This is a genomic window from Streptomyces nanshensis, assembly GCF_001751255.1.
GTDB classification, from domain to species: domain Bacteria; phylum Actinomycetota; class Actinomycetes; order Streptomycetales; family Streptomycetaceae; genus Streptomyces; species Streptomyces nanshensis_A.
On record NZ_LJGW01000728.1, the window covers coordinates 1 to 22,041 of the forward strand.

The window sequence follows — 22,041 nt, forward strand, 5'->3', positions numbered from 1 at the left end:
CGGGCCTCCGGCATGGACGAGGCGGCCCGCGTCGGTGCGCGGACGCGGCGCTGCCGCGCGGCTGCCGCAGCGGTAGCGTCCTCGCATGAGCCAGCCGCCGTTCCTCACGCTGCCGCCCGTGGCACGGGCCCGCCGACTGCCCACCGCGCGCGGCGAGTTCGCCGTACACGAGGCGGGCGAGCCGCGTCGGGGCACGGCCCTGCTGATACCGGGCTTCACCGGCAGCAAGGAGGACTTCATCGCCCTCCTGGAGCCGCTCGCGGACCGTGGCTACCGGGTCGTCGCGGTCGACGGCCGCGGCCAGTACGAGACGCCGGGGCCGCGCGAGGAGTCCGCGTACGCACAGGCGGAGCTGGCGCAGGACGTACACGCGCTCGCGGCGGCCGTACGGGACGACGTGGCCGAGGACGCCGAGGACGGTCCGCCCGCGCGCGTCCATCTGCTGGGGCACTCGCTCGGCGGTCTCGTCTCGCGGGCCGCGGTACTGCGCGACGCCGCGCCCTTCGCCTCCCTCACGCTGCTCAGCAGCGGCCCCGCCGCCGTCGCCAGTACGCAGCAGCACCGGCTGAAGATGCTGCTCGGCGCGTTCGGAGTGCTGGAGATGGAGGAGATCTGGCAGGCCATGTGCGAGCTGGACCCCGTCGAGGCCGCCGACGAGGAGACCCCGCCCGACGTCGCGGACTTCCTGCACCGCCGCTGGCTGGCGAACACACCGGAGCAACTCTCCGCCACCGCACAGCAGTTGCTCACCGAGCCCGACCGTACGGACGAACTCGCCGCGGCCCTCGCCGCCCTGCCCGAGCCCCTGCCGGTGCAGCTCCTCTCCGGCTCCGTCGACTACGCGTGGCCGGTGCCCCTGCTGGACGAGACGTCCGTGCGGCTCGGCGCCGTACGGACGGTCGTCGAGGGGGCGGGGCACTCGCCGAACGCGGAGCGCCCCGCCGAGACGGCCCGCGCCCTCGCGTCGTTCTGGGACGGCGGCGAGGTCAGCCCGTGACGGGCTCGGCGCCCGAGGCGCGGGCCACGATCTCCTCGTAGACCGCGGCGGCGGTGGTGTGTTCGCCGAGACGGCAGCTCTTGCGGCTGCCGTGGTAGTCGCTGGAGCCGGTGGCGAGCAGCCCGAGGTCGGCGGCGAGCCCGTGCAGCCGCGTACGGGTGGCCGGTTCGTGGTCCATGTGGTCGGCCTCGATGCCGTCGAGGCCCGCCGCGGCCAGGTCCGCGATCGCGCTCTCCGGTACGCACTGACCGCGCTTGGCGGCCAGCGGGTGCGCGAAGACGGCGACGCCGCCCGCGCCCTTGATCAGACGCAGCGCGTCGAACGGATCGAGTTCGTGCTTCTCGGCGTACGCCCGGCCGTCGTTGGCGATCCACTCCTCGGTGAAGGCGTCCGAGACGCTGTCGACGACGCCCGCCTCGACCATCGCCGTCGCGATGTGCGGACGGCCGACGGCGCCGTCGCCCGCGATCTCGGCGACCCGTTCCCAGGTGACGGGCACGCCCAGCTCCCGCAGCTTGCGCACCATGGCGCGGGCGCGCGGGACGCGGTCGTCGCGTACGAGTTCGCGCTCGCGGGCGAGTTCGGGCTCCTCCGGGTCGAAGAGGTACGCCAGCATGTGCAGGCTCACACCGTCCAGACGGCAGGACAGCTCGGCGCCCGGCACCAGCGTCAGCCCGGCGGGCAGAGCGCGTACGGCCGCCGCGTGCCCCGCGACCGTGTCGTGGTCGGTGAGCGCGACGACGTCGAGACCGGCGGCGGCCGCGCCCGCGACGAGTTCGGCGGGGGTGTCCGTGCCGTCCGAGGCGGTGGAGTGGGTGTGCAGATCGATGCGCACGAGGAGGCTCCCGCGTCGGACGGAGGGGCCGCACGGTGACGTACGGCGGCGGCGCCCCCAGGATAGTCACGCGCGGCGGATCGCCCGCCCGTGCCCGTCAGGTCATGAGACGCGGTCAGACGCGGTTCAGGTGATGAGACGCGGCGAGAGCGTGCCGCACGGCAGCAGATCGACTTCCGCGCCCGCGTCCCGCAGATCGGTCAGCACGAGTTCGTCGTACAGCAGCAGCCCGGACTGCTCGGGCCACACCACCGCCCACAGCCACAGCCCCCGGGCCTCGCCCGCGAAGACGGCGCGGTCGGTGGCCGAACCCGTCACGTGCCACAGCGGTGTGGGGCGGCCGGCGGCCAGCACCTTCACCGGCGGCGGCTTGTCGACGCACATGCCGGGCCCGGGGTCGGGACCGTCCAGGCCCGCGTAGCGCGCGCCGAGTCCGACGCCCAACTCCTCGGCGACGAGGATGAGTTCGCCGGGGCCGCCGAGGGGTCCGGGACCGGAGCAGGCGACCGCCGTCGCCCGGCCCCCGCTGCGGTCGTCGCCCGCGCTGGCCACACCGGAGAAGAGCCAGCCGACCGGCAGCGGCCACGGCATCCACACGGGGACCTTCGTACGGCCGACGGCGACGGCGAGAGCTTCGACGCTGGGGGGAACGACGGGCTGCAGCGGGTGCACTGTGCCGTGCAGATCGCACTGCCAGGTGTCGGCGAAGAGTCCGGGCGCCCGTACCCGGCCACCGCACTTCGGGCAACTGGGTTCGCCCCTCATGCTCAACAACGGTGCTCCCCGGGGGCGCCCGCGTCAAGGACAGATCACTTCGCCGGACATGACCGGGGCGCGAACCTTGACAGCGCGGGGGCCGGGCGTCCCGCGGCCACGACCGCCGCCCGGCGCCGGTTCAGCCGGAGAGCGGCACCGCCTCCCGCAGCGGGTCGCGCAGATCCGTACCGTGCCGCAGCCAGCGCTCCTGAAGCGCCTCGGCTCCCTGTGCCCGCTTCCACGCCGCCTCGTTCGCCGTCATCGGCAGCAGCGGCAGGAACCGCACCGGTTCGAGCGGTGCGTCCAGCTCCAAGTCCTCGACCAGACCGCCCGGTTCGGCCACGAGGACGGACGTGAACGGGGCGCCGGGCCACAGCGGCTCCCCCACGTCCAGCGAGGCGCCGGGCACGACGACGACTCCCTCCACCTGCGGGGAGGCCGCGAGCACGGCGAGCGGCCGCAGCACCTTGTCGGTGTCGGCGGCTCCCACCCGTACGGACAGCAGCAGTTCGGCACGCGGGCCCCGCTGCGGATCGGCGAGCGCGGCGGCGGGGTCGGTCATCGGGGCGGCCGACATCCCCAGCGTCGCGTAGCGCACGACGCCGTCCTCCAGGAAGCGCAGCACCTCGATCCGTTCGGTGCCCAGGAACGTCACGGACGCGCGTGCGTCGGGCTCGCCCAGCGCCGAACGCAGCCGCGCCTCCACCAGATCCGATACGTCAGCCATGGACGGGAGCATAGATCGCGTAAGGACGTGGCAAAGAGATGCGTCCGGCGCCCGGAAGGGACACGGCACACTCCCACCGGTGTTAGCGTTGGTTGCTGGTCAGACATGCGAATCGTCCCCGAGGGGGCACGGCAGGAGGAGGTGGGACTGACATGGATCCGAGTCGACCGTGCAGTACCAACTGCTCTTCTGCCGCGACTTCGCGTCCCCACTCCTGAGCGCCCTTCTTTCCAGCGGTTTCATCGGCGAAACCTCGCTGGGAAGGTTTTTCTCCGGGCTGTTCTCCACCTGGGTTCCGCACGACGCGAGAGGCGGAAGAGCGCAGAGCTTCGCTCCACCCCGTCCGACAGCGCACCACTGAACGCCCGTCGCGACCGGCACCGAGCGGTACCCGCTTTGCAGACCTCCGGCCGTCGAGCACCGCACGTCGCCGTCTCCGTAGGTTTACATTCCGGGCAGCGCTGAGCCGGGCCGCGTCATGGCACCGACAAGGAGCTCAGCATGTCGATGATCCGAGACCTGCGCGCCGCCGTCCGTCCGTCCCTGCGCAAGGCGGGCCGCTCGTCCTACCCGTACGAGAACACGCGCACCGAGGCCGCCGGCACGGCCGTGGTCGACTGCGCGGTCTACCGCGACGGCCGCCGCGTCGCGGCCCGCACCACACCCGACGAGGCGCTGCGGCGCGTACGTGCCAGCGGCGGCCGCGAGTTCGTGTGGATCGGTCTGCACGAGCCGACGGAGCGGGAGTTCTCCGGCATCGCCACGGAGTACGGACTGCACCCGCTGGCCGTCGAGGACGCCGTACAGGCCCACCAGCGGCCGAAGTTGGAGCGTTACGACGACAGCGTCTTCACCGTCTTCAAGACGATCCACTACGTGGAGCACGCCGAACTCACCGCCACCAGCGAGGTGGTGGAGACCGGCGAGGTGATGTGCTTCACCGGCCGGGACTACATCATCACGGTGCGGCACGGCGGCCAGGGTTCGCTGCGCGCCCTGCGGCACCGCATGGAGGACGACGCCGAACTCCTCGCCAAGGGGCCCTCGGTGGTGCTGCACGCGATCGCCGACCAGACGGTCGACGGCTATCTCGCGGTGGCCGACGCCGTCCAGGACGACATCGACGAGGTCGAGATCGAGGTCTTCTCCAACAGCACCGGCAACGGGCGGCGCGGCGGCGACGCCGGGCGCATCTACCAGCTCAAGCGCGAGGTCCTGGAGTTCAAGCGGGCCGTCTCGCCGCTGCTGCGCCCGATGCAGCTCGTGAGCGAGCGTCCGATGCAGGTCATCGACCCGGAGATCCAGAAGTACTTCCGTGACGTCGCCGACCATCTCACGCGCGTCAACGAGCAGGTGCTCGGCTTCGACGACCTGCTCAACTCGATCCTCCAGGCCAACCTGGCGCAGGCGACCGTCGCGCAGAACGAGGACATGCGCAAGATCACGTCGTGGGCGGCGATCTTCGCCGTGCCGACGATGATCGCGGGCATCTACGGCATGAACTTCACGTACATGCCCGAACTCGGCTGGAAGTACGGCTATCCCACGGTGATGGCCGTGACGGTCACGATCTGCGTCGCCATCTACCGCGGCTTCAAGCGCAACGGGTGGCTCTGACGGGCACATAGCGGGCCTCGTACGCGACGGGGGGGGCGTACCGGCGGAGCGACAGGCGGCGACTGCGCCCCCGGCACGTCCGTCCCCGCCCGGTAGCCTGCGCGTATGACGCTGCTCGATCAGGCTCTCATCGAGGAGGCCAGCAAGAAGTCCGGCCTCATCTGGGTGCGCGGTCCACAGGGTCCCGCCCGCGCCCTGTGGCACGCGTGGCACGACGGCGCGGTGTGCGTCGTCGGCGACGGACCGCTCGAACAACCCCTGGACGGCCTGGGGTTGACGGACGGCGGCACCGCCACGGTCAGTGTGCGCAGCAAGGACAAGGGCGGCCGGCTCGTCGTCTGGCCCGCGCGCGTCGTGGAGTTGGCGCCGCGCGGCGAGACGTGGGAGACGGTCGTCGCCGAACTGCGGGGCAAGCGCCTCAACGCGCCCGACTTCCCCACCGTCGCCGACCGCTGGGCACGCGAGTGCCGGGTGCTGCGGCTGGAGCCCGCGGGTGCGCCCGTGGAGCAGCCCGGTGCGATGCCGGACGGTTCACAGGCGGCCGTTCCGGCACCGACGCCCGCGACGACGCGACGCCGCATTCCGGCCGGGCTGCCGAGGCTGCTCTTCCGGGGGCGGCGTCAACAGGGCACGTAGCGGGGGCACATGGCGGCGGGACGGACCAACGGGCGGGGCGGGGCCGCGCGTTGAGCCCGCCGGCCGAGGGGCACGCTCACGGCCCGTGCGGCTGCCGGGCCGGTGTCCGCCTCAGCCCTTGTCCGCGACGATCTTCCTGCCGTAGTCCACGACTTGCTGCTTCGCCGGCGGCTCCAGCGCGAACTCCTTGTTCCAGTCGCCGAGTTCGAGCGTCCCCGCACCGCCCGCGCGCTCGATCCGCAGCGGATACGGGGAGCCGATCAGCGAGACGTCGACGACGCCTCCGCTGCCGCCGCCCGCCTGCACCCGTACGGTCTTGACGCCGCCGACCTCGCCCCGGTCCCCCGTCTCGCGCTCGCCGCTCATCATCATCAGCCCCTCCAGCAGGGACTGCATGTCCGCGAAGCCGCTGAGCTGCTTGTACGCCGGGTCCTCCGCGGGGACCTTCACATACTTGCCGTCGAGCTTGCCCGCGGCCTGTACGTCCGACTTGGAGGGCTCCTCGCCGCCCTTCTTCTGCCGGGCCCAGAAGTCCGCGTCCGCCTTGAGGAACATCTGCTTGCCGACGCGCAGCAGCCAGAACGCCGAGCCGCCCTTGGCCGCGACCTTGCCGGTGGCCCCGTCCCGCTTGAGGTGCATGTCCAGGCGGTAGGTGCGGCCGTTGCTGACGACGGTGCCGGAGAGCTTCACCGACCGGGCACGCTCGGCGGCGGCCCGCGTCTTCTTCTCGATCTTGGACGCGGAGAGCTTGCCGACCCCGTTGGTGCCGGCGTCGGGATCGCCCGTCCCGCAGGCGGCCAGGGCCACCGTGAGTCCCACGCAGACGACACCCTTGAGGACCGTGGTTCCTCGCGTGCGGGCGCATCCAGACACTCGGCAACCTCCTGGAGATCGGACCGGGAACCGCACCCTACCGGTGGTCAGGCCGCAGGCGGAGGGCAGCCGTCCGGACCATCGCGCGGGCTCCGCGGAGCGTGCCCCGGGCTAGGCTGAAGGCGGCGAAGGGTGCGTATGCGCCGAAGCACGGACGGACGAGGAGGCCCCGCCGATGGCCGCTGGCTCCTCCCGGGTCTTTGTGTCCCACCTGTCCGGCATCGCCGTCTTCGATCCGGGCGGCGACCAGGTGGGACGGGTCCGCGACGTCGTCGTCGTGCTGCGCGGCCAGCCGCCGGCGGGCTCCGGGGACGGCCCGCAGCGTGAGCGTCCCCCGAGCGTGCTCGGTCTCGTCGTCGAAGTCGTCAGCAGGCGGCGGGTGTTCCTGCCGATGACGCGCGTGACGGGCGTGGAGTCGGGCCAGGTCATCACCACCGGGGTGGTGAACATGCGCCGCTTCGAGCAGCGTCCGGCCGAGACGCTGGTCCTGGGCGAACTGCTGGACCGACGGGTGACGCTCGTGGAGACCGGCGAGCAGGTCACCGTTCTCGACGTGGGCATCCAGCAGCTTCCCGCCCGGCGCGACTGGCAGATCGACAAGGTCTTCGTACGGCGGCTACGGCAGGGGAAGGGCGGCGCCCTCCGGCGGCGCGGGGAGACCCTGACCGTCGAATGGTCGGCGGTCACGGGGTTCGCACTGGAGGAGCGGGAGCAGGGCGCGGCCACACTGCTCGCCACCTTTGAACGTATGCGCCCCGCGGACATCGCCAACACCGTCCACCACCTCTCCCCCAAGCGCCGCATGGAGATCGCCACGGCGCTCGACGACGACCGGCTCGCCGACGTACTGGAGGAGCTGCCCACCGACGACCAGGTCGAGCTTCTCGACGAACTCCCCGACGAGCGCGCCGCGGACGTACTGGAGGCGATGGATCCGGACGACGCGGCGGATCTGCTCTCCGAACTCGCCGAGCAGGACAAGGAGCGTCTGCTCCAGCTCATGCGGCCGCAGGACGCGGCTCCCGTACGGCGGCTGCTGTCGTACGAGGAGGGCACGGCCGGCAACATCATGACCACCGAGCCGATCGTGCTCCAGCCCGACGACACCGTGGCGCTGGCGCTGGCCCGGGTGCGCAACGCGGACCTCCCGGCGCCGCTGGCCGCACAGGTCTTCGTGTGCCGCCCGCCGGACGAGACCCCGACGGGGAGGTATCTGGGGCTCGTGCACTTCCAACGGCTGCTGCGGGACCCGCCGTTCACGCTCGTCGGCTCGATCGTCGACACCGATCTGCGTCCGCTGCCGCCGGAGACGACGCTGCCCGTGGTGAGCAGCTATCTCGCGACGTACAACATCGTGGCGGCCCCGGTCGTCGACGAGGGCGGACATCTGCTGGGCGCCGTCACGGTCGACGACGTACTGGACCATCTGCTGCCGGACGACTGGCGTGAGGAGGCGGCCCAGCGGCTGCCGGAAGCCGGCGGACCGCGAGCGGAGGGAGTCGCGCGCCATGGCGGCTGACGGGGACAGGGACCGGGACGACGGGGAACGGGACGGCCGGGACCGAGACCGAGACCGAGACCGGGACCGCGACAGGGACAGGGACCGCGACAGGGACAGGGACCGCAACCGGGACCGCATCAGGGACCGGATCCTGGAGAGGGAGCGCGAACGCGAAAGGGAGCGGGAGCGCGAGCGCGAGGGCGCCCGCGAGCGGGAACGCGAACGCAGCGCACGCGGACGGCTGGACGTCCCCCGCGCCCCGCGACGCCGGCTGCTCCCGGAGTACGACCCCGACGCCTTCGGCCGCCTCTCCGAGGAGATCGCACGCTTCCTGGGCACGGGCCGCTTCATCGTCTGGATGACGGTCGTCGTCACCGTCTGGATCGCCTGGAACGTACTGCTGCCCACCCCGCTGCGCTTCGACGAATACCCGTTCATCTTCCTGACGCTGGCCCTCTCGCTCCAGGCGTCGTACGCGGCCCCGCTGATCCTGCTCGCGCAGAACCGGCAGGACGACCGCGACCGGGTCAACCTGGAGCAGGACCGCAAGCAGAACGAACGCAGCATCGCCGACACCGAGTTCCTCACCCGCGAGATCGCCGCGCTGCGCACGGGCCTCGGCGAGGTCGCCACCCGCGACTGGATCCGCTCCGAACTCCAGGAGCTGCTACGGGAACTGGAGCACCCGTCGAACGCGGAGCGCACCGCGGAGAGCGCCGGCACCCGGGGACCCCGAGGGGGAGGCCCGGCGGACGGAGCGTGATCCGTCCCCCACCACCGCGGCTTCGGCAGCCCTGTACGACGGCCGTACCATTTGCGCATGGCTACCGACACTCCCCCAGAGTCCGTGCGGGAGGGGGATCCCTCTGCGACCCCTCCCACCGAGGACGCAGTACGTGCCGCGCTCGCCACCGTGGACGATCCGGAGATCCACCGGCCGATCACCGACCTCGGCATGGTGAAGTCCATCGGTATCGCCGCCGACGGCACCGTCGACGTCGGGATCTATCTGACGGTCTCCGGCTGTCCGCTCCGCGAGACGATCACCGCGAACGTGACCGAGGCCGTCCAGCGCGTCGAGGGCGTCACACAGGTCTCCGTCGAACTCGACGTGATGAGCGACGAGCAGCGTCGCGAGCTGGCCTCCACGCTGCGCGGCGGCAAGGCCGAACGCGAGGTGCCGTTCGCCCAGCCCGGCTCGCTGACCCGTGTGTACTGCGTGGCCTCCGGCAAGGGCGGCGTGGGCAAGTCGTCGGTGACGGTCAACCTCGCGGCGGCGCTGGCCGCCGAGGGCCAGAAGGTGGGCGTCGTCGACGCCGACATCTACGGCCACTCCGTACCGCGGATGCTGGGCACCGACGCCCGGCCGACCCAGGTCGAGGACATGATCATGCCGCCGTCGGCGCACGGCGTGAAGGTCATCTCGATCGGCATGTTCACGCCCGGCAACGCACCCGTGGTCTGGCGCGGCCCGATGCTCCACCGCGCCCTGCAGCAGTTCCTCGCGGACGTCTACTGGGGCGACCTGGACGTGCTGCTGCTCGATCTCCCGCCCGGCACGGGCGACATCGCCATCTCCGTCGCCCAGTTGGTGCCCAACGCGGAGATCCTCGTGGTCACCACGCCGCAGCAGGCGGCGGCGGAGGTCGCCGAACGGGCCGGCTCCATCGCCGTACAGACGCACCAGAAGATCGTGGGCGTCATCGAGAACATGTCGGGCATGCCCTGCCCGCACTGCGACGAGATGGTCGACGTCTTCGGCACCGGCGGCGGACAGCGCGTCGCCGAGGGCCTGACGAAGACCACCGGCACCGAGGTGCCCGTACTGGGCGGCATCCCCATCGATCTGCGGCTGCGCGAGGGCGGCGACGAGGGCAAGCCCGTCGTGCTCAGCGACCCGGACTCCCCCGCGGGTACGGCGCTGCGCGATGTCGCGGCCAAGATCGGCGCCCGGCAGCGCGGACTGTCCGGCATGTCGCTGGGCCTCACGCCGAGCAACAAGTTCTGAGCCGCAGGCCCGCCCGGCACCGGAGACGGAAAGACGTCTGAGGCGCTCCCCGTGTGGGAAGCGCCTCAGACGTTCATACCGCTCGCGCGGTCACTGCTGATATGCGGTGAGGTCCTTGACGACGGCGAAGCCCAGCCCGTACGCGCTCATCCCGCGCCCGTACGCGCCGATGTGCACGCCTTCCTGCGCCGCACCGGCCAGCACCCAGCCGTACTCGGACTCCCGGTAGTGGAAGTCGGTCGGTACGCCGTCGACCGGCAGGGTCAGCGTGGACCAGCCGGAGCCGCCCAGATCGTCGGCGAGCTCCCAGGCCACGACCGTCTGCTGGTCGAGCCAGTCCTGCCGCAGCCCGCGCTCCATCTCCTGCGGCCACGTACACGACAGCAGGCCGGAACCCGCGAGCCATGCCGCGGTGGAGACGGACGTCGCCTCCAGCACGCCCGTACCGTCCGCGCTGCGCCGCACCGGGCGGCTCGCGACCGTGACGGTGACCGCGAAGCGCTGACTGTCCGGATTCGCCTCGCTCTTGATAGAGGGCACTTCCCCGTGCCCTGTCGAACCGTGCTCGACCGTGCCGTCCGCCGTCGTGCCGACCTGCATCAGCCAGCGCGGTCCGGTGAACGCCTCATCGAGGCCATACCACGGAAAGGAAGCCGTCAGAAACCCGTCCACAGCCCGCTCTGCACCGCTCTCCTCCGGTGCGGCGGGCCCGGGTTCCCCAGCCACCCGACTCGTCGTCTCCATCTGCGCGACGCCTCCTCATTGCCCTGTGCCACGGGCAGCCTGCCCCCCTCGGACGGCGAACCCCGGACACAGGGAGGATAGCCACCCGGGTCCGCCGTTTCGGGCATGACCAAACATCGGCCCTTCATCAAGGACGTGAGATGCGCCTCCCAGGTGACCCGTGAGAGGCAGATGATGCGAGCGGTGCGCGATGTGCCCCGCTATGTGACCCGAACGATTCAGGTCGCGTCGGCGTCGAAGGGCGGCGGATCGTCCTTGGGACGCTCGCGAGGGCTCTCCTTGCTGAGCGGATCGGACGCGTCCAGACCCGTGGCGGCCCCGCCCTTGCTCAGGCTCGTACGGCTGCCGCTTCCGCTTCCACTGCCGCCGCTGCTTCCGTTCGACGAGGAACGGGCGCCGACGCTCTCGGTGCCGTTCACCGCGTCGGTGACCTCCGCGAGGTCGTCACGGAAGTCGAAGGTGTTGCGGAGTTCCTTCACGCCGAGGTCGTCGCCGTCGAGCAGGTGCTTGCGGGCGAAGGTCTTCGGGTTCAGATCCTCGAACTCGAAGTCCTTGAACTCCGGGCCCAGCTCGGAGCGGATGTCCTCCTTGGCGTTCTCGGAGAACGCCCGCACCTTGCGGATGAAGGCGGCGACGTCCTGGATCACCTTGGGCAGCTTCTCCGGCCCGAAGACGAGAACGGCGAGGACGACGAGCGCGACCAGCTCTAGGGGTCCTATGTCGAAGAACACCTTGCAGCTCCCTCATCCTCAGACCTACGCGGGCACCGGGTAACGGCCCGGGTCTCACGGTACCCGCAGTGCCCGCCGTCGTGGGCGGCCGCCCGGCATCCGTACCAACCGGCTCGTGGACGCCCCTGTCCCTTCCGTCACACAAGTGACGCGTACGCTGCGGGACTTCGGCGGCCGCACGCTCAGTGCCGGTGCTGCGCCGCCGCGGTGACCCGGGAGAGCGCGGGCTCGCTCGTGCGGATGGCACCGCCGGGGAAGGCGTCCGCGGGCAGCCCCGCATAGGCCTCCGCCCCGAAGGCGTACGAGTCGAGAGCCGGCGGCGGTGTGGACCGCGCACCGCCGGAGGCGAAGAAGGCCTCGCGCAGCAGAGGGTGGCCCGCGCCGGTCTGCTCGCTCTCCGCCGGGGGTGCGGCGGGCGCCGCCCAGGGGGCGCCGCGGTGCACGCTCGTGCCGCGTCCCGCCTTGAGCGCCGCGCCGCTGCTGTCCTCGGCCGTCGTGCTCGCGCTCAGAACGGTGCCGCTCACTTCACCGCGCTCGCTGCTCGTATCGCGGCGCCTGCGGTCCCGGTCGCTGCTGCCGCCGCCGGAGGCGGCCGTACGGACGGAACTGGCCGACGCCGTACCGGAGTCGCCCTTCGCCGCGGAGGGAGCGCCGCCGCCCGTGCCGCCGGTGCTCATGCCGCCCGCGAGGGCGAGAGCGGCCAGCGAGACCGCGCCCGCAGCCGCGAAGGCGAAGCGGCGGCCCCGGGAGGAGAACCGTTCCATGTCGTGTATGCGGAAGCCGCGGCTCGGCGTGAGCGCACTGGCGTCCCGGCCGCCCCGAAGCTGGTCCAGGACCCATACGGAACCGGACTCCGCGTGTGTGGAGGCGGCACCTGGGCCGGGAAGAGAGCCGCCGGACGTGCCGGACGGGATCCCGGGGGCGCCGAGCCGTTCGCCGACGGAGGGGATCCCCTCGTACGGACCGCCGGAGCCCGGACCGGACCCCGCACCGGGACCGCCGGCGGGCAGCCCCTGCAGACGTGCGAGCAGACCGTCCGAGGGCGGCGGGGGCGCGGTGTCCGCGAAGACGTTCTTCACACGGCGCTGGGCGTCGGCCTCCGCCTTGCAGCTACGGCAGGTCGCCAGGTGCGCGAGCACGCGCTCACGGGCGTCGTGCCCGAGTTCGCCGTCGATCAGGGCGGCCAGACGGTCGCCGAGATGCTGCTCGGCCGGAGTGAGTTCCCTCTCCGGCTGCGCCGCTCTGCCGCCCATGCCTGCGCCACTCACGCAGCACCGACCTCCCCGCTCCCGACTGCGGGGACCGCCGCGCTCAGCGCCCGCTGCTGCTCCGCGCGCGCCTCGGGCGAGCGGTGCTGCAGTGCCTTGCGCAGTTGCGAACGTCCCCGGTGGATCCGGCTGCGTACGGTGCCGAGCTTCACGCCGAGCGTCGCGGCGATCTCCTCGTACGACAGGCCCTCGATGTCGCAGAGCACCACGGCGGCACGGAACTCCGGCGCGAGGGTGTCCAGCGCCTGCTGCACGTCCGCGTCGAAGTGGGTGTCGTTGAAGTGCTGCTGCGGTGTGGGCTCACGGCTGGGCAGCCGCTCGGCGGCGTCGTCGGCGAGCGCGTCGAACCGGATGCGCTGCTTGCGCCGCACGGTGTCCAGGAAGAGGTTCGTGGTGATGCGGTGCAGCCAGCCCTCGAACGTGCCCGGCGTGTACGTCGACAGAGAACGGAAGACGCGGACGAAGACCTCCTGCGTGAGGTCCTCGGCGTCGTGCTGGTTACCGGTGAGGCGATAGGCGAGGCGGTAGACGCGCGCACTGTGCGTGCTGACGATCTCCTCCCAGGAAGGAGGGGTCCACGCCTGGCTCTCCGCATCGGTGTCGAACGTCGCCGTCGTCGCGGATTCGGCGGTGCGGACCTGGTCAGCAGTGTCTGTCACGGATTTCGGCTCGTCCGCCGACCTGCGAAAACGCCGGAGCATTCCACGGTCCCGGACCGCAGCCGCACCTCCCCTGTCGGCTCTGGTGGTGTCCAGTGGGTCCCCAACCCTAACCACCTCGCCCGTTAGCTCCGGATAAGCACTTTTGAGTTGCTGCCCGCCCGGGCTCTCTTCCTGCTTCACGGTCGCCGATCGCACCTGCACTCCACCCCCTGAGACTTCCCTTCCGTTCCAACGTCCGGTCCCATCAGCGGGTTCCCGGGGCAGCGGATACAGTCACCGTGGCGTGGAGGACGGGGACAGGAGAGGGACATTACCGGCAACCGGCAGTCGAGCTGGGCGTTCGCCGATGCCTACGGCGCCGAGCTCGCCGACGACGCCGAGAACGCGGCGCTGCGCTGGGCCCGGGAGCGGGCCCAGTACGCGGGCGTGCGCGCGGTGTCCGCTGCCACCGGCGCCACCCTCCGGCTGCTCGCGGCGACCGCCGACGCCAAGGCCGTCGCGGAGATCGGCACCGGCACCGGCGTCTCCGGCATCCATCTGCTGGCCGGGATGCGGTCCGACGGCGTGCTGACCACGGTCGACACCGACCCCGAGCAGCAGCAGACCGCACGCCAGGCCTTCCGCGCCGCCGGCTTCGCGGGCAACCGCGCCCGGTTCATCCCCGGCTCGGCTCTCGACGTGATGCCGCGCCTCGCCGACCGCGGATACGACCTGGTCTTCTGCGACGGGGACCGCTCGGAGTGCATGGAGTACTTCGCCGAGGCGCTGCGGGTGCTGCGCCCCGGCGGGCTCGTCTGCTTCGAAGGGGTCTTCGCCAACGGCCGTACGGTCGACTCGGCCGCGCAGCCCGCCGAGGTCCGCAGACTGCGCGAACTGCTGGGCGCCGTACGGGAGAACAAGGCCCTCGTGCCCACGCTGCTGCCCGTGGGCGACGGGCTGCTGTGCGCCGTCAAGCGCGAGCTGTGACCGCGGACGGGCGGCGGGCCGCAGCGGAACACAACTGCCCCGGAGCACGAGGTGTGCTCCGGGGCAGTGGAGAACCCACTGACTGCACGTTCGGTCCGGCACGGCGGGCCGTCCGGCGGGCGGGCGTCAGCCGCAGACCTTCTTCAGCTCCTCACCGAGCGCAGTCGCCTCATCCGGGGTCAGCTCGACGACGAGTCGCCCACCGCCTTCGAGCGGAACGCGCATGACGATGCCCCGCCCCTCCTTGGTCACCTCGAGCGGGCCGTCACCCGTCCGCGGCTTCATGGCCGCCATGCTCGTTCCCCTTCCTGAAACCAGCTGATCGCAGCCGACAACGCGCGTGTCACCGGCATCGAACACATTGCTTCAAAGCCATTATCCCGCATGGCACGACCCGATGACCAACAAGAGGTCGCATCACTTGTGACTCGCTCTCGCACAAAACCACTCATTCCGTCGGCGAAGCTGCGATACTGCTCCGCTTCACCCCTCCATGACGGCGCGGAACGCCCCACTCGTCACCACACGTCACCCCTGTCACACCTCCCACTCCGGGAGCGACGGGACGCCCTGTCGGGGTCCGGAGATCTGGGCCATGCTTGGCTCCATGTCGGACACCGTGCTCTATGACGTGACCGAGGGTCTCGCGACGGTCACCCTCAACCGCCCCGATGCGATGAACGCGCTCGACCTCGAACTCAAGGCGGCGCTGCGCGACATCCTCCGCCGTGCCGCCGAGGACGAGTCCGTACGGGCCGTGCTGCTGACCGGCAACGGGCGTGCCTTCTGCGTCGGGCAGGACCTCAAGGAACACATCGGCGCGCTCAGGGAGTCGGGGGGCGGCGCCCTCGACACCGTCCGGGAGCACTACAACCCGATCACGCTCGCCGTCGCGGAGATGGCGAAGCCGGTGGTGGCCGCGGTGAACGGCGTCGCCGCCGGGGCCGGTGCCGGGTTCGCCTTCGCCGCGGACTACCGGCTCCTCGCCGAGTCGGCCGCCTTCAACACCTCGTTCGCCGGGATCGCGCTCACCGCGGACTCGGGGATCTCCTGGACGCTGCCGCGGCTCGTCGGGCCCGCGCGCGCTGCGGAGCTGCTGCTCTTCCCGCGGACGGTGAAGTCCGGGGAGGCGCTGGAGCTGGGGCTCGCGCACCGCGTCGTACCGGACGGCGAACTCGCCGACGAGGCCGGGGCGGTGGCGCGGAAGCTCGCGCAGGGGCCGACGCGTGCGTACGCGGCGATCAAGGAGTCCATGGCCTACGGCGCGGGGCACTCGCTGGCCGAGACGCTGGAGAAGGAGGCCGAACTCCAGGTGCGGGCCGGGGGCACGGAGGACCACCGGACGGCCGTCGAGGCGTTCGTGAAGAAGGAGAAGCCGCGCTTCACCGGGCGCTGACGCAGGGCGGGCGGCGGGCGGCGTCAGCCGGCGGCCGGTGCTCCCATCTCCTCCCGTGCCCAGCAGTCCGCCAGGTGATCGTTGACCAGGCCGCACGCCTGCATCAGCGCGTACGCCGTCGTGGGGCCCACGAAGCGGAAGCCGCGCTTCTTCAGATCCTTCGCGAGGGCCTTCGACTCCGGTGTGACGGCCGGGATCTCCCCGTGCGTACGCGGTGCGGGACGCCGCTCCGGGTCGGGGGCGAACGACCAGATCAGCGCGTCCAGTTCGCCCTCGCCGAGCGCGGACGCCACCTTCGCGTTGGCGACGGCGGCCTGGATCTTCGCGCGGTTGCGGATGATGCCCGCATCGCCCAGCAGCCGTTCCTCGTCCGCCTCCGTGAAGGCAGCGACCTCCGCGATGCGGAAGCCCGCGAAGGCCCTGCGGAAGCCCTCGCGGCGGCGGAGGATCGTCAGCCAGGACAGCCCGGACTGGAACGCCTCCAGGCAGAGCCGTTCGTACAGGGCGTCGTCGCCGTGCACGGGACGGCCCCACTCGGTGTCGTGGTACGCGACGTAGTCCTCGGCGGACAGGCCCCACGGGCAGCGCAGGATCCCGTCCGGGCCGGGCTGGGCACCGCCGTCAGCGGCCATCGCGGCCCTCCGCGGAATCCGGCGCGAAGGCTCCGGCGCCGCCGCGGCCCTGCTCGCCCCGGCTCATCGCCACCGCCTGTGCGCCCGCGAGCGCGGACTCCAGCTCGGCGATCCGGGCGTCGCGCTCGGCCAGTTCGGCACCGAGTCTGTCCAGCACGTCGTCGACCTGCTGCATGCGGTATCCGCGGGCGGTCACCGGGAGGCGCAGCCCGTCCACGTCCATGCGGCTGACGGGGCGGCCCGCGGGCAGCGGCTCGTCGAGCCGGTCCGGGGCCACGTCAGCCAGCCCGCCCGTGACGGGACCGCCCCGGCCGTCCCCCGAGCCGCCCACCACGGCGAGCGTGACCGCGGCGACGACCGCGGCAAGCGAGATCAGCAGGAACCAGAACACGGCCAACTCCCCGACATACGTCCGGACGACTGCGGCTTTCCATGCTGCCCGATCGTGCCACGGCCCACTGACACAACCGGCAGGTCCGGGGAACGAAGCGGTGCCGCCCGCCCGTTAAGGTCGCCCCCGGGGGAAACCGGCACGTGCCTCCCCCTCTGTGCCGAGTGAGAGGACGGCGATGCTGCGCCTGGGGACACGCGAGTTCGGTCCGCACGAGCCGGTGGTCATGGCCATCGTCAACCGGACGCCGGACTCCTTCTACGACCGCGGCGCCACCTTCCGCGACGAACCGGCCCTGGAGCGCGTCGAGCAGGCCGTCGCCGAGGGCGCGGCCGTCATCGACATCGGCGGTGTGAAGGCCGGTCCCGGGGACGAGGTGACGGCCGAGGAGGAGGTACGGCGCACCGCGGGCTTCGTCGCCGAGGTGCGGCGCCGCCACCCGGACGTGGTGATCAGTGTGGACACCTGGCGGCACGAGGTCGGCGAGGCGGCCTGCGCCGCCGGCGCGGATCTGATCAACGACGCCTGGGGAGGCGCCGATCCGGCCCTCGCGGAGGTCGCCGCCCGGCACGGCGCCGGTCTGGTCTGCACCCACGCGGGCGGCGCCGAGCCGCGCACCCGTCCGCACCGGGTGAGCTACGACGGCGAGGGCGGCGTACTGGCCGACATCCTGCGCGTCACGCTCGGCCTGGCGGAGCGCGCGGTCGCGCTGGGCGTCCGCAGGGACGGCATCCTCATCGACCCCGGTCACGACTTCGGCAAGTCCACGCGGCACTCGCTGGAGGCGACGCGCGAGCTGGGGCAGCTCACGCGTACGGGCTGGCCGGTCCTCGTCTCGCTGTCCAACAAGGACTTCGTCGGGGAGACCCTGGACAGGCCGGTCAAGGAGCGGCTGACGGGAACACTCGCGGCGACCGCCGTCTCGGCCTGGCTCGGGGCGCAGGTCTACCGCGTCCACGAAGTCGCCGAGACCCGGCAGGTGCTGGAGATGGTCGCCTCGATCGCGGGGCACCGGCCGCCCGCGGTGGCCCGGCGCGGACTCGCCTGACCGCCTCGCGTCACCGTGAGCCGCCGGTACATGATGCCCCTACGCGACGCCCGTACCCGACGTACGAGAGCCCCGGCCGCGGCCTCGCCTGAGCGAGACTCCGCGGCCGGGGCCCCGGGCGCTCGCGGCCGTACCGCGCCGCCCGTGTCACATCCGCTCAGCCGGCTTCCTTGGTGACCACCGCGACGGCCTCCTCGATGTCGTCCGTGACGTGGAAGAGCTCCACGTCACGGGCCGACGCCTTGCCCTGTGCGACGACCGAGCCGTGCAGCCACTCGACGAGGCCGCTCCAGTAGTCGCTGCCGAAGAGGACGATCGGGAAGCGCGTGACCTTCCGGGTCTGCACGAGCGTCATCGCCTCGAACAGCTCGTCCATCGTGCCCAGTCCGCCGGGCAGCACCACGAAGCCCTGCGCGTACTTCACGAACATCGTCTTGCGCACGAAGAAGTAGCGGAAGTTGACGCCGATGTCGACGTACGGGTTGAGGCCCTGCTCGAAGGGCAGCTCGATGCCCAGGCCCACGGACGTGCCGCCCGCCTCCAGCGCGCCCTTGTTCGCCGCCTCCATCGCGCCCGGGCCGCCGCCGGTGATCACCCCGAAGCCCGCCTCGGTCAGGGCCCGTCCGATCCGTACGCCCGCCTCGTACTCCGGGGAGTCCACCGGCGTGCGCGCCGACCCGAAGACGCTGATGGCGGGGCCCAGTTCCGCGAGCGCGCCGAAGCCCTCCACGAATTCCGACTGGATGCGCATCACACGCCACGGGTCCTGATGCACCCAGTCCGAGGGCCCGGTGGTGTCCAGCAGCCGCTGGTCGGTCGTCTCCGCCTGCATCTGCTTGCGGCGTCGCACCACGGGACCGAGACGCTGTTCGCCCGGCTTCCGTGCTCGCTCCCGCTCCGGGCTGGTCATCCCACGCTCCCTCCGACTGCGGTCATTCCGGTTCAGCGTACGCACGCGGCGGCCGTACGGACGTGACAGACAGCCGCACTGTGCCCGTACGCCGGGTGTACGGCCGGATCAGGCCGTCAGCCAGGCGCGGAGCCGTTCCTCGCACCGCAGGATCAGCGCCGTGTCCACCCGCTCGTCGCGCTTGTGCGCGAGGTTCGGATCGCCGGGGCCGTAGTTGACCGCGGGGACGCCGAGGGCGCTGAAGCGGGAGACGTCCGTCCAGCCGTACTTGGGCTTCGGCTCGCCGCCGACGGCCTCGATGAACGCCTTCGCCGCCGGGTGCGAGAGGCCGGGCAGGGCGCCGGGCGAGCTGTCGTCCACGGTCAGCTCCCATGTGCCGCACTCCGCGAACACCTCGCGTACGTGGGCGAGGGCCTGCTCCTCGCCGATGTCGGGCGCGTAGCGGTAGTTGACGGTGACGGTGCAGGCGTCCGGGATGACGTTCCCGGCGACGCCGCCCTCGACGCGTACGGCGTTGAGCCCCTCCCGGTATTCGAGGCCGTCGATCAGCACGCGGCGCGGCTCGTACGACGCGAGGCGGGAGAGGATCGGCGCGGCGGCGTGGACGGCGTTCTCGCCCTTCCAGGAGCGCGCGGAGTGCGCCCGTACCCCGCTGGTGCGCAGCAGGACGCGCAGGGTGCCCTGACAGCCGCCCTCGACCTCGCCGTTCGAGGGCTCCAGCAGGACGGCGAAGTCGCCCGCGAGCACGTCGGGACGGGCCTCGGCGACATGGCCGAGCCCGTTGAGGTGTGCGGCGACCTCCTCGTTGTCGTAGAAGACGAACGTCAGGTCGCGGCCGGGCTCGGGAACGGTGGCCGCGATGCGCAACTGCACGGCCACACCGGCCTTCATGTCGCTGGTGCCGCATCCCCACAGCACGCCGTCCGCGTCGAGCCGCGAGGGCAGATTGTCCGCGACGGGCACGGTGTCGATGTGCCCGGCGAGGATGACGCGTTCACCGCGGCCGAGCCGGGTGCGGGCCACCACGTTGTTGCCGTGCCGGTCGACGGTCAGATGGGGCAGTTCGCGCAGCGCGGCCTCGACGGCGTCGGCGAGAGGACGCTCGTTCCCGCTCTCGGAGGGGATGTCCACGAGCTGAGCGGTCAGCGCGGCGGCGTCCTGGTGCAGGTCGAGTGCGTGGTGCGGCATGAACACAGCCTACGGGCCTGGGGACTTGGCACACCGGCTACCTTTGTGCCCGTGTCCCCCTCGCGATCCGCTCCCCAGAAGTCCCGTGCGAGAGCCTTCCGCATAGCCGCGGCCTGCACGGTGCTGCTCGTCGTCGCCGGGTACGTGGCGACGCAGTACGTCACCAGCAGTACGGGGCCCGCCCGTTGCACCGTGCGGACGGCAGGCGAGCACACCGAGGACTACGAGATCAAACCCGAACAGGCCGCCAACGCCGCCACGATCGCCGCCGTCGCATCGCAGCGCCGGCTGCCGGAGCGCGCGGTGACGATAGCGCTGGCCACGGCCATGCAGGAGTCGGCGCTGCGCAACATCGAGCACGGCGACCGGGATTCGCTCGGCCTGTTCCAGCAGCGGCCCTCGCAGGGATGGGGAAGCGAGCGGCAGATCCAGGACCCGGTGTACGCCTCGGGGAAGTTCTACGAACATCTGGTGCAGATCCCCGGCTACTCGCGGCTGCCGCTGACCGTGGCGGCGCAGCGCGTGCAGCGCAGCGGCTATCCGCAGGCGTACGCGAAGCACGAGACGAACGCGGCCCTGCTGACGGCGGCGCTCACCGGCCGCCGCGCCGCGGCGTTCAACTGCACGACCGGGCCCGCAGGCGGCGACGGCAAGCCGGGCAGCGCGACACGGCTACGGGCCCGTCTGGTACGGGAGTTCGGGGACGACGTGCTGACGGCCGGGCAGCGGACGACGCGGGAGGGCGCGGCGTCGGCGGGGTCTGCCGGGACTGCGGCATCCGGGGCGCCGGCGGTGGCTCCCGCGTCCGCAGAAGCAGGAGCGGACGGGGTCCGGGCGGCGGCGCAGGACTCCTCCCAGCTACGGATTCCCGCACGGCAGGGCCAGCGCGGCTGGGAGCTGGCGCACTGGGCGGTGGCGAACGCCGCGGAGATGCGCATCGAGCAGATCTCCTACCGCAACCGCGTCTGGGACGCGTCCAGTTCGGAGGAGGGCTGGCGTCCGCGGGAGGACGCGGACGGCGGCGGAAGCGGCGACGGCGCCGGTCAGGCCGTCCAAGTACGCCTGGCGAAGGGGCAGTAGCGCGCGGCGGCAACGGCTCGTAGGGGGGCGTCGGCCCCAACTCCCTTGTGCGGCCTGCCCGTACGCGCTCCGCACCGCCGTCCCGTACGGCGCCCGCGCCGCATACGGGAGGCATGCATCACCAACGGGGGATTTCCGTGCGCCGAAGTGGACGCCGGGAACGGCCGGGAAGCCGCCGCGGGCGCACCGCCAACTCCCCTGCCGTCGCCGGACTTTGCCGCGGCGACGGCCCCGATCGGCAGCTACGGAGCGGGTGTTCGGCGCCCTCGCCGACGCGTCACATTGCCAATCCTTTACTCCGGCGGCCCGCAACTTTCGGGCTTCCCGAGGCGATAGGCACAGCGCCCGGCCCGGCGATTGCCCGGCCGGGTTCGCATCACGTTTCCGTAGCAGTAGACCTCTCCGTCAAAGGAGCAACATGTCCCTCCCCCTCACGCGCCGGATCGCCAAGACCGTGCTGCTGACTGCCGCGGGCGCAGCCTCCGTCGTAGGTACGGCCGGTGCGGCGAACGCCGCCGAACTGCCGTCGACCGCTGACGTGGGCGGGCTGAGCACGCTGGACGACGGCCTGGGCAACCAGGTTGCCGACACCGCCTCCGAGGGCGCCTCCGCCCTCACGCCGATGAGCAGCACGGCACCCCTCGCGGCGGCGCCCTCCGCTCCGGACGCCGGAGTGAGCGCCGGTACCCACAACAAGGAGATCGTGCCGGAGGCGACGCGCTTCGCGACCGGCACCGTCTCCGGCGCGGGGCGCGGCATGGAGCAGGCCCCGCAGGTCGAGCGGCACCTGCCGGACGTCCACACCCACGGCCTGCCGACCGACAACGCACCGCAGACCAAGCCGGCGCAGACCCCCGCCAAGCAGACCCCCGCCAAGCAGACCCCGGCGCAGCAGACCCCCGCCCAGAAGCCGGCGCAGCAGAACGCCGCCCCGGCGGGCCTGACGCAGAACCTGCCGGTCAACGGCGTGCTGCCGAAGGGCCTGAACGTCGGCGGGCTCGGCCGCTGAGCGGAACGTCCGCACAGCGCACGCGAGCCGCGAACGCGCACCGGAAGGGCCGCGGAGGGTTTCCCT

Annotated in this window: 24 protein-coding genes; 11 read left to right on the forward strand and 13 right to left on the reverse strand. The window is 72.1% G+C overall.

The genetic code is table 11. The annotated features are described in order from the left end of the window. Positions 1-85 precede the first annotated feature (85 nt). Complete coding sequence (locus tag AN218_RS33600; RefSeq protein ID WP_070020812.1) at positions 86-997, forward strand: alpha/beta hydrolase; 912 nt, start codon at positions 86-88, stop codon at positions 995-997. Here the strand turns inward: AN218_RS33600 and AN218_RS33605 are convergent. The 3 genes from AN218_RS33605 to AN218_RS33615 form a co-directional block, all read right to left on the reverse strand. Beyond that, entirely contained in the window at positions 987-1,832 is an 846-nt protein-coding gene (locus AN218_RS33605) for a PHP domain-containing protein (protein ID WP_070020813.1), read from the reverse strand. The two genes, AN218_RS33600 and AN218_RS33605, sit on opposite strands and share 11 nt — an antisense overlap. Before the next feature lie 126 nt (positions 1,833-1,958). Continuing rightward, positions 1,959-2,597 carry a DUF6758 family protein gene (locus AN218_RS33610; protein WP_070020814.1) on the reverse strand — a complete coding sequence of 213 codons (639 nt, stop codon included), beginning with the start codon at positions 2,595-2,597 and terminating at the stop codon, positions 1,959-1,961. Between the two features lie 130 nt (positions 2,598-2,727). Beyond that, a complete protein-coding gene (locus tag AN218_RS33615) occupies positions 2,728-3,315 on the reverse strand; it encodes a suppressor of fused domain protein (protein ID WP_070020829.1) in 588 nt (195 codons plus the stop codon). A gap of 501 nt (positions 3,316-3,816) precedes the next feature. Here AN218_RS33615 and AN218_RS33620 point away from each other — a divergent pair. Next, on the forward strand, positions 3,817-4,932 hold the full coding sequence (locus AN218_RS33620; protein ID WP_070020815.1) for a magnesium and cobalt transport protein CorA: 1,116 nt from the start codon (positions 3,817-3,819) through the stop codon (positions 4,930-4,932). A 105-nt stretch (positions 4,933-5,037) separates the two neighbouring features. After that, positions 5,038-5,568: a hypothetical protein gene (locus tag AN218_RS33625; RefSeq protein WP_070020816.1), complete on the forward strand. Its 531-nt coding sequence runs from the start codon at positions 5,038-5,040 to the stop codon at positions 5,566-5,568. Between the two features lie 111 nt (positions 5,569-5,679). Here AN218_RS33625 and AN218_RS33630 read toward each other — a convergent pair whose 3' ends face one another. Next, positions 5,680-6,387, reverse strand: coding sequence for a hypothetical protein (locus AN218_RS33630; RefSeq protein WP_244900916.1), 708 nt, complete (start codon positions 6,385-6,387; stop codon positions 5,680-5,682). A 229-nt stretch (positions 6,388-6,616) separates the two neighbouring features. Between AN218_RS33630 and AN218_RS33635 the strand changes: the two genes are divergently transcribed. From AN218_RS33635 to AN218_RS33645, 3 genes are all read left to right on the forward strand, one after another. Next, the gene (locus AN218_RS33635; RefSeq protein WP_070020818.1) at positions 6,617-7,960 is read left to right on the forward strand and encodes a magnesium transporter MgtE N-terminal domain-containing protein; all 1,344 of its coding nucleotides are present in this window, start codon (positions 6,617-6,619) and stop codon (positions 7,958-7,960) included. Positions 7,961-8,093: 133 nt separating this feature from the next. After that, entirely contained in the window at positions 8,094-8,705 is a 612-nt protein-coding gene (locus tag AN218_RS33640) for a DUF1003 domain-containing protein (protein ID WP_420856052.1), read from the forward strand. Positions 8,706-8,762: 57 nt separating this feature from the next. Beyond that, complete coding sequence (locus tag AN218_RS33645; RefSeq protein WP_070020819.1) at positions 8,763-9,950, forward strand: Mrp/NBP35 family ATP-binding protein; 1,188 nt, start codon at positions 8,763-8,765, stop codon at positions 9,948-9,950. Between the two features lie 90 nt (positions 9,951-10,040). On the opposite strand, the gene AN218_RS33650 is transcribed toward AN218_RS33645, so the two are convergent. The 4 genes from AN218_RS33650 to sigE all read right to left on the reverse strand — a co-directional run bounded on the left by AN218_RS33650 (position 10,041) and on the right by sigE (position 13,394). Further along, complete coding sequence (locus AN218_RS33650; RefSeq protein WP_070020820.1) at positions 10,041-10,694, reverse strand: hypothetical protein; 654 nt, start codon at positions 10,692-10,694, stop codon at positions 10,041-10,043. Positions 10,695-10,912: 218 nt separating this feature from the next. Continuing rightward, the gene (locus AN218_RS33655; RefSeq protein ID WP_070020821.1) at positions 10,913-11,425 is read right to left on the reverse strand and encodes a sec-independent translocase; all 513 of its coding nucleotides are present in this window, start codon (positions 11,423-11,425) and stop codon (positions 10,913-10,915) included. 182 nt (positions 11,426-11,607) lie between these two features. Continuing rightward, complete coding sequence (locus AN218_RS33660; protein ID WP_070020822.1) at positions 11,608-12,678, reverse strand: anti-sigma factor family protein; 1,071 nt, start codon at positions 12,676-12,678, stop codon at positions 11,608-11,610. An 11-nt stretch (positions 12,679-12,689) separates the two neighbouring features. Next, complete coding sequence (gene sigE / locus AN218_RS33665) at positions 12,690-13,394, reverse strand: RNA polymerase sigma factor SigE (RefSeq protein ID WP_070020823.1); 705 nt, start codon at positions 13,392-13,394, stop codon at positions 12,690-12,692. 228 nt (positions 13,395-13,622) lie between these two features. Between sigE and AN218_RS33670 the strand changes: the two genes are divergently transcribed. Then, entirely contained in the window at positions 13,623-14,321 is a 699-nt protein-coding gene (locus AN218_RS33670) for an O-methyltransferase (protein WP_079132884.1), read from the forward strand. 126 nt (positions 14,322-14,447) lie between these two features. Here the strand turns inward: AN218_RS33670 and AN218_RS33675 are convergent, their stop codons facing one another. Next, positions 14,448-14,615, reverse strand: coding sequence for a DUF3117 domain-containing protein (locus AN218_RS33675; protein WP_016469583.1), 168 nt, complete (start codon positions 14,613-14,615; stop codon positions 14,448-14,450). A gap of 313 nt (positions 14,616-14,928) precedes the next feature. Between AN218_RS33675 and AN218_RS33680 the strand changes: the two genes are divergently transcribed. After that, positions 14,929-15,717 (forward strand): enoyl-CoA hydratase-related protein, encoded by a 789-nt coding sequence (locus AN218_RS33680; RefSeq protein ID WP_070020824.1) that lies wholly within the window; start codon positions 14,929-14,931, stop codon positions 15,715-15,717. A gap of 23 nt (positions 15,718-15,740) precedes the next feature. Here AN218_RS33680 and AN218_RS33685 read toward each other — a convergent pair whose 3' ends face one another. Both AN218_RS33685 and AN218_RS33690 read right to left on the reverse strand, forming a co-directional pair. Further along, positions 15,741-16,349 (reverse strand): DNA-3-methyladenine glycosylase I, encoded by a 609-nt coding sequence (locus AN218_RS33685; protein ID WP_070020825.1) that lies wholly within the window; start codon positions 16,347-16,349, stop codon positions 15,741-15,743. Then, positions 16,339-16,740 carry a DivIVA domain-containing protein gene (locus AN218_RS33690; protein WP_070020826.1) on the reverse strand — a complete coding sequence of 134 codons (402 nt, stop codon included), beginning with the start codon at positions 16,738-16,740 and terminating at the stop codon, positions 16,339-16,341. The genes AN218_RS33685 and AN218_RS33690 overlap by 11 nt, the downstream gene beginning before the upstream one ends. Positions 16,741-16,918: 178 nt before the next feature. Between AN218_RS33690 and folP the strand changes: the two genes are divergently transcribed. Next, positions 16,919-17,788, forward strand: a complete 870-nt coding sequence (folP, locus tag AN218_RS33695) for a dihydropteroate synthase (protein WP_070020827.1) — start codon at positions 16,919-16,921, stop codon at positions 17,786-17,788. Between the two features lie 157 nt (positions 17,789-17,945). Here the strand turns inward: folP and AN218_RS33700 are convergent, their stop codons facing one another. Next, on the reverse strand, positions 17,946-18,698 hold the full coding sequence (locus AN218_RS33700) for an LOG family protein (protein ID WP_070020828.1): 753 nt from the start codon (positions 18,696-18,698) through the stop codon (positions 17,946-17,948). 108 nt (positions 18,699-18,806) lie between these two features. Then, on the reverse strand, positions 18,807-19,886 hold the full coding sequence (gene dapE, locus AN218_RS33705) for a succinyl-diaminopimelate desuccinylase (protein ID WP_070020831.1): 1,080 nt from the start codon (positions 19,884-19,886) through the stop codon (positions 18,807-18,809). A 51-nt stretch (positions 19,887-19,937) separates the two neighbouring features. On the opposite strand from dapE, the gene AN218_RS33710 reads away from it, so the two are divergent. Continuing rightward, positions 19,938-20,966, forward strand: coding sequence for a VldE C-terminal domain-containing protein (locus tag AN218_RS33710; protein ID WP_079132885.1), 1,029 nt, complete (start codon positions 19,938-19,940; stop codon positions 20,964-20,966). Between the two features lie 418 nt (positions 20,967-21,384). Beyond that, positions 21,385-21,975, forward strand: coding sequence for an ATP-binding protein (locus tag AN218_RS39150; protein WP_420856051.1), 591 nt, complete (start codon positions 21,385-21,387; stop codon positions 21,973-21,975). The last annotated feature ends 66 nt before the right edge of the window (positions 21,976-22,041 follow it).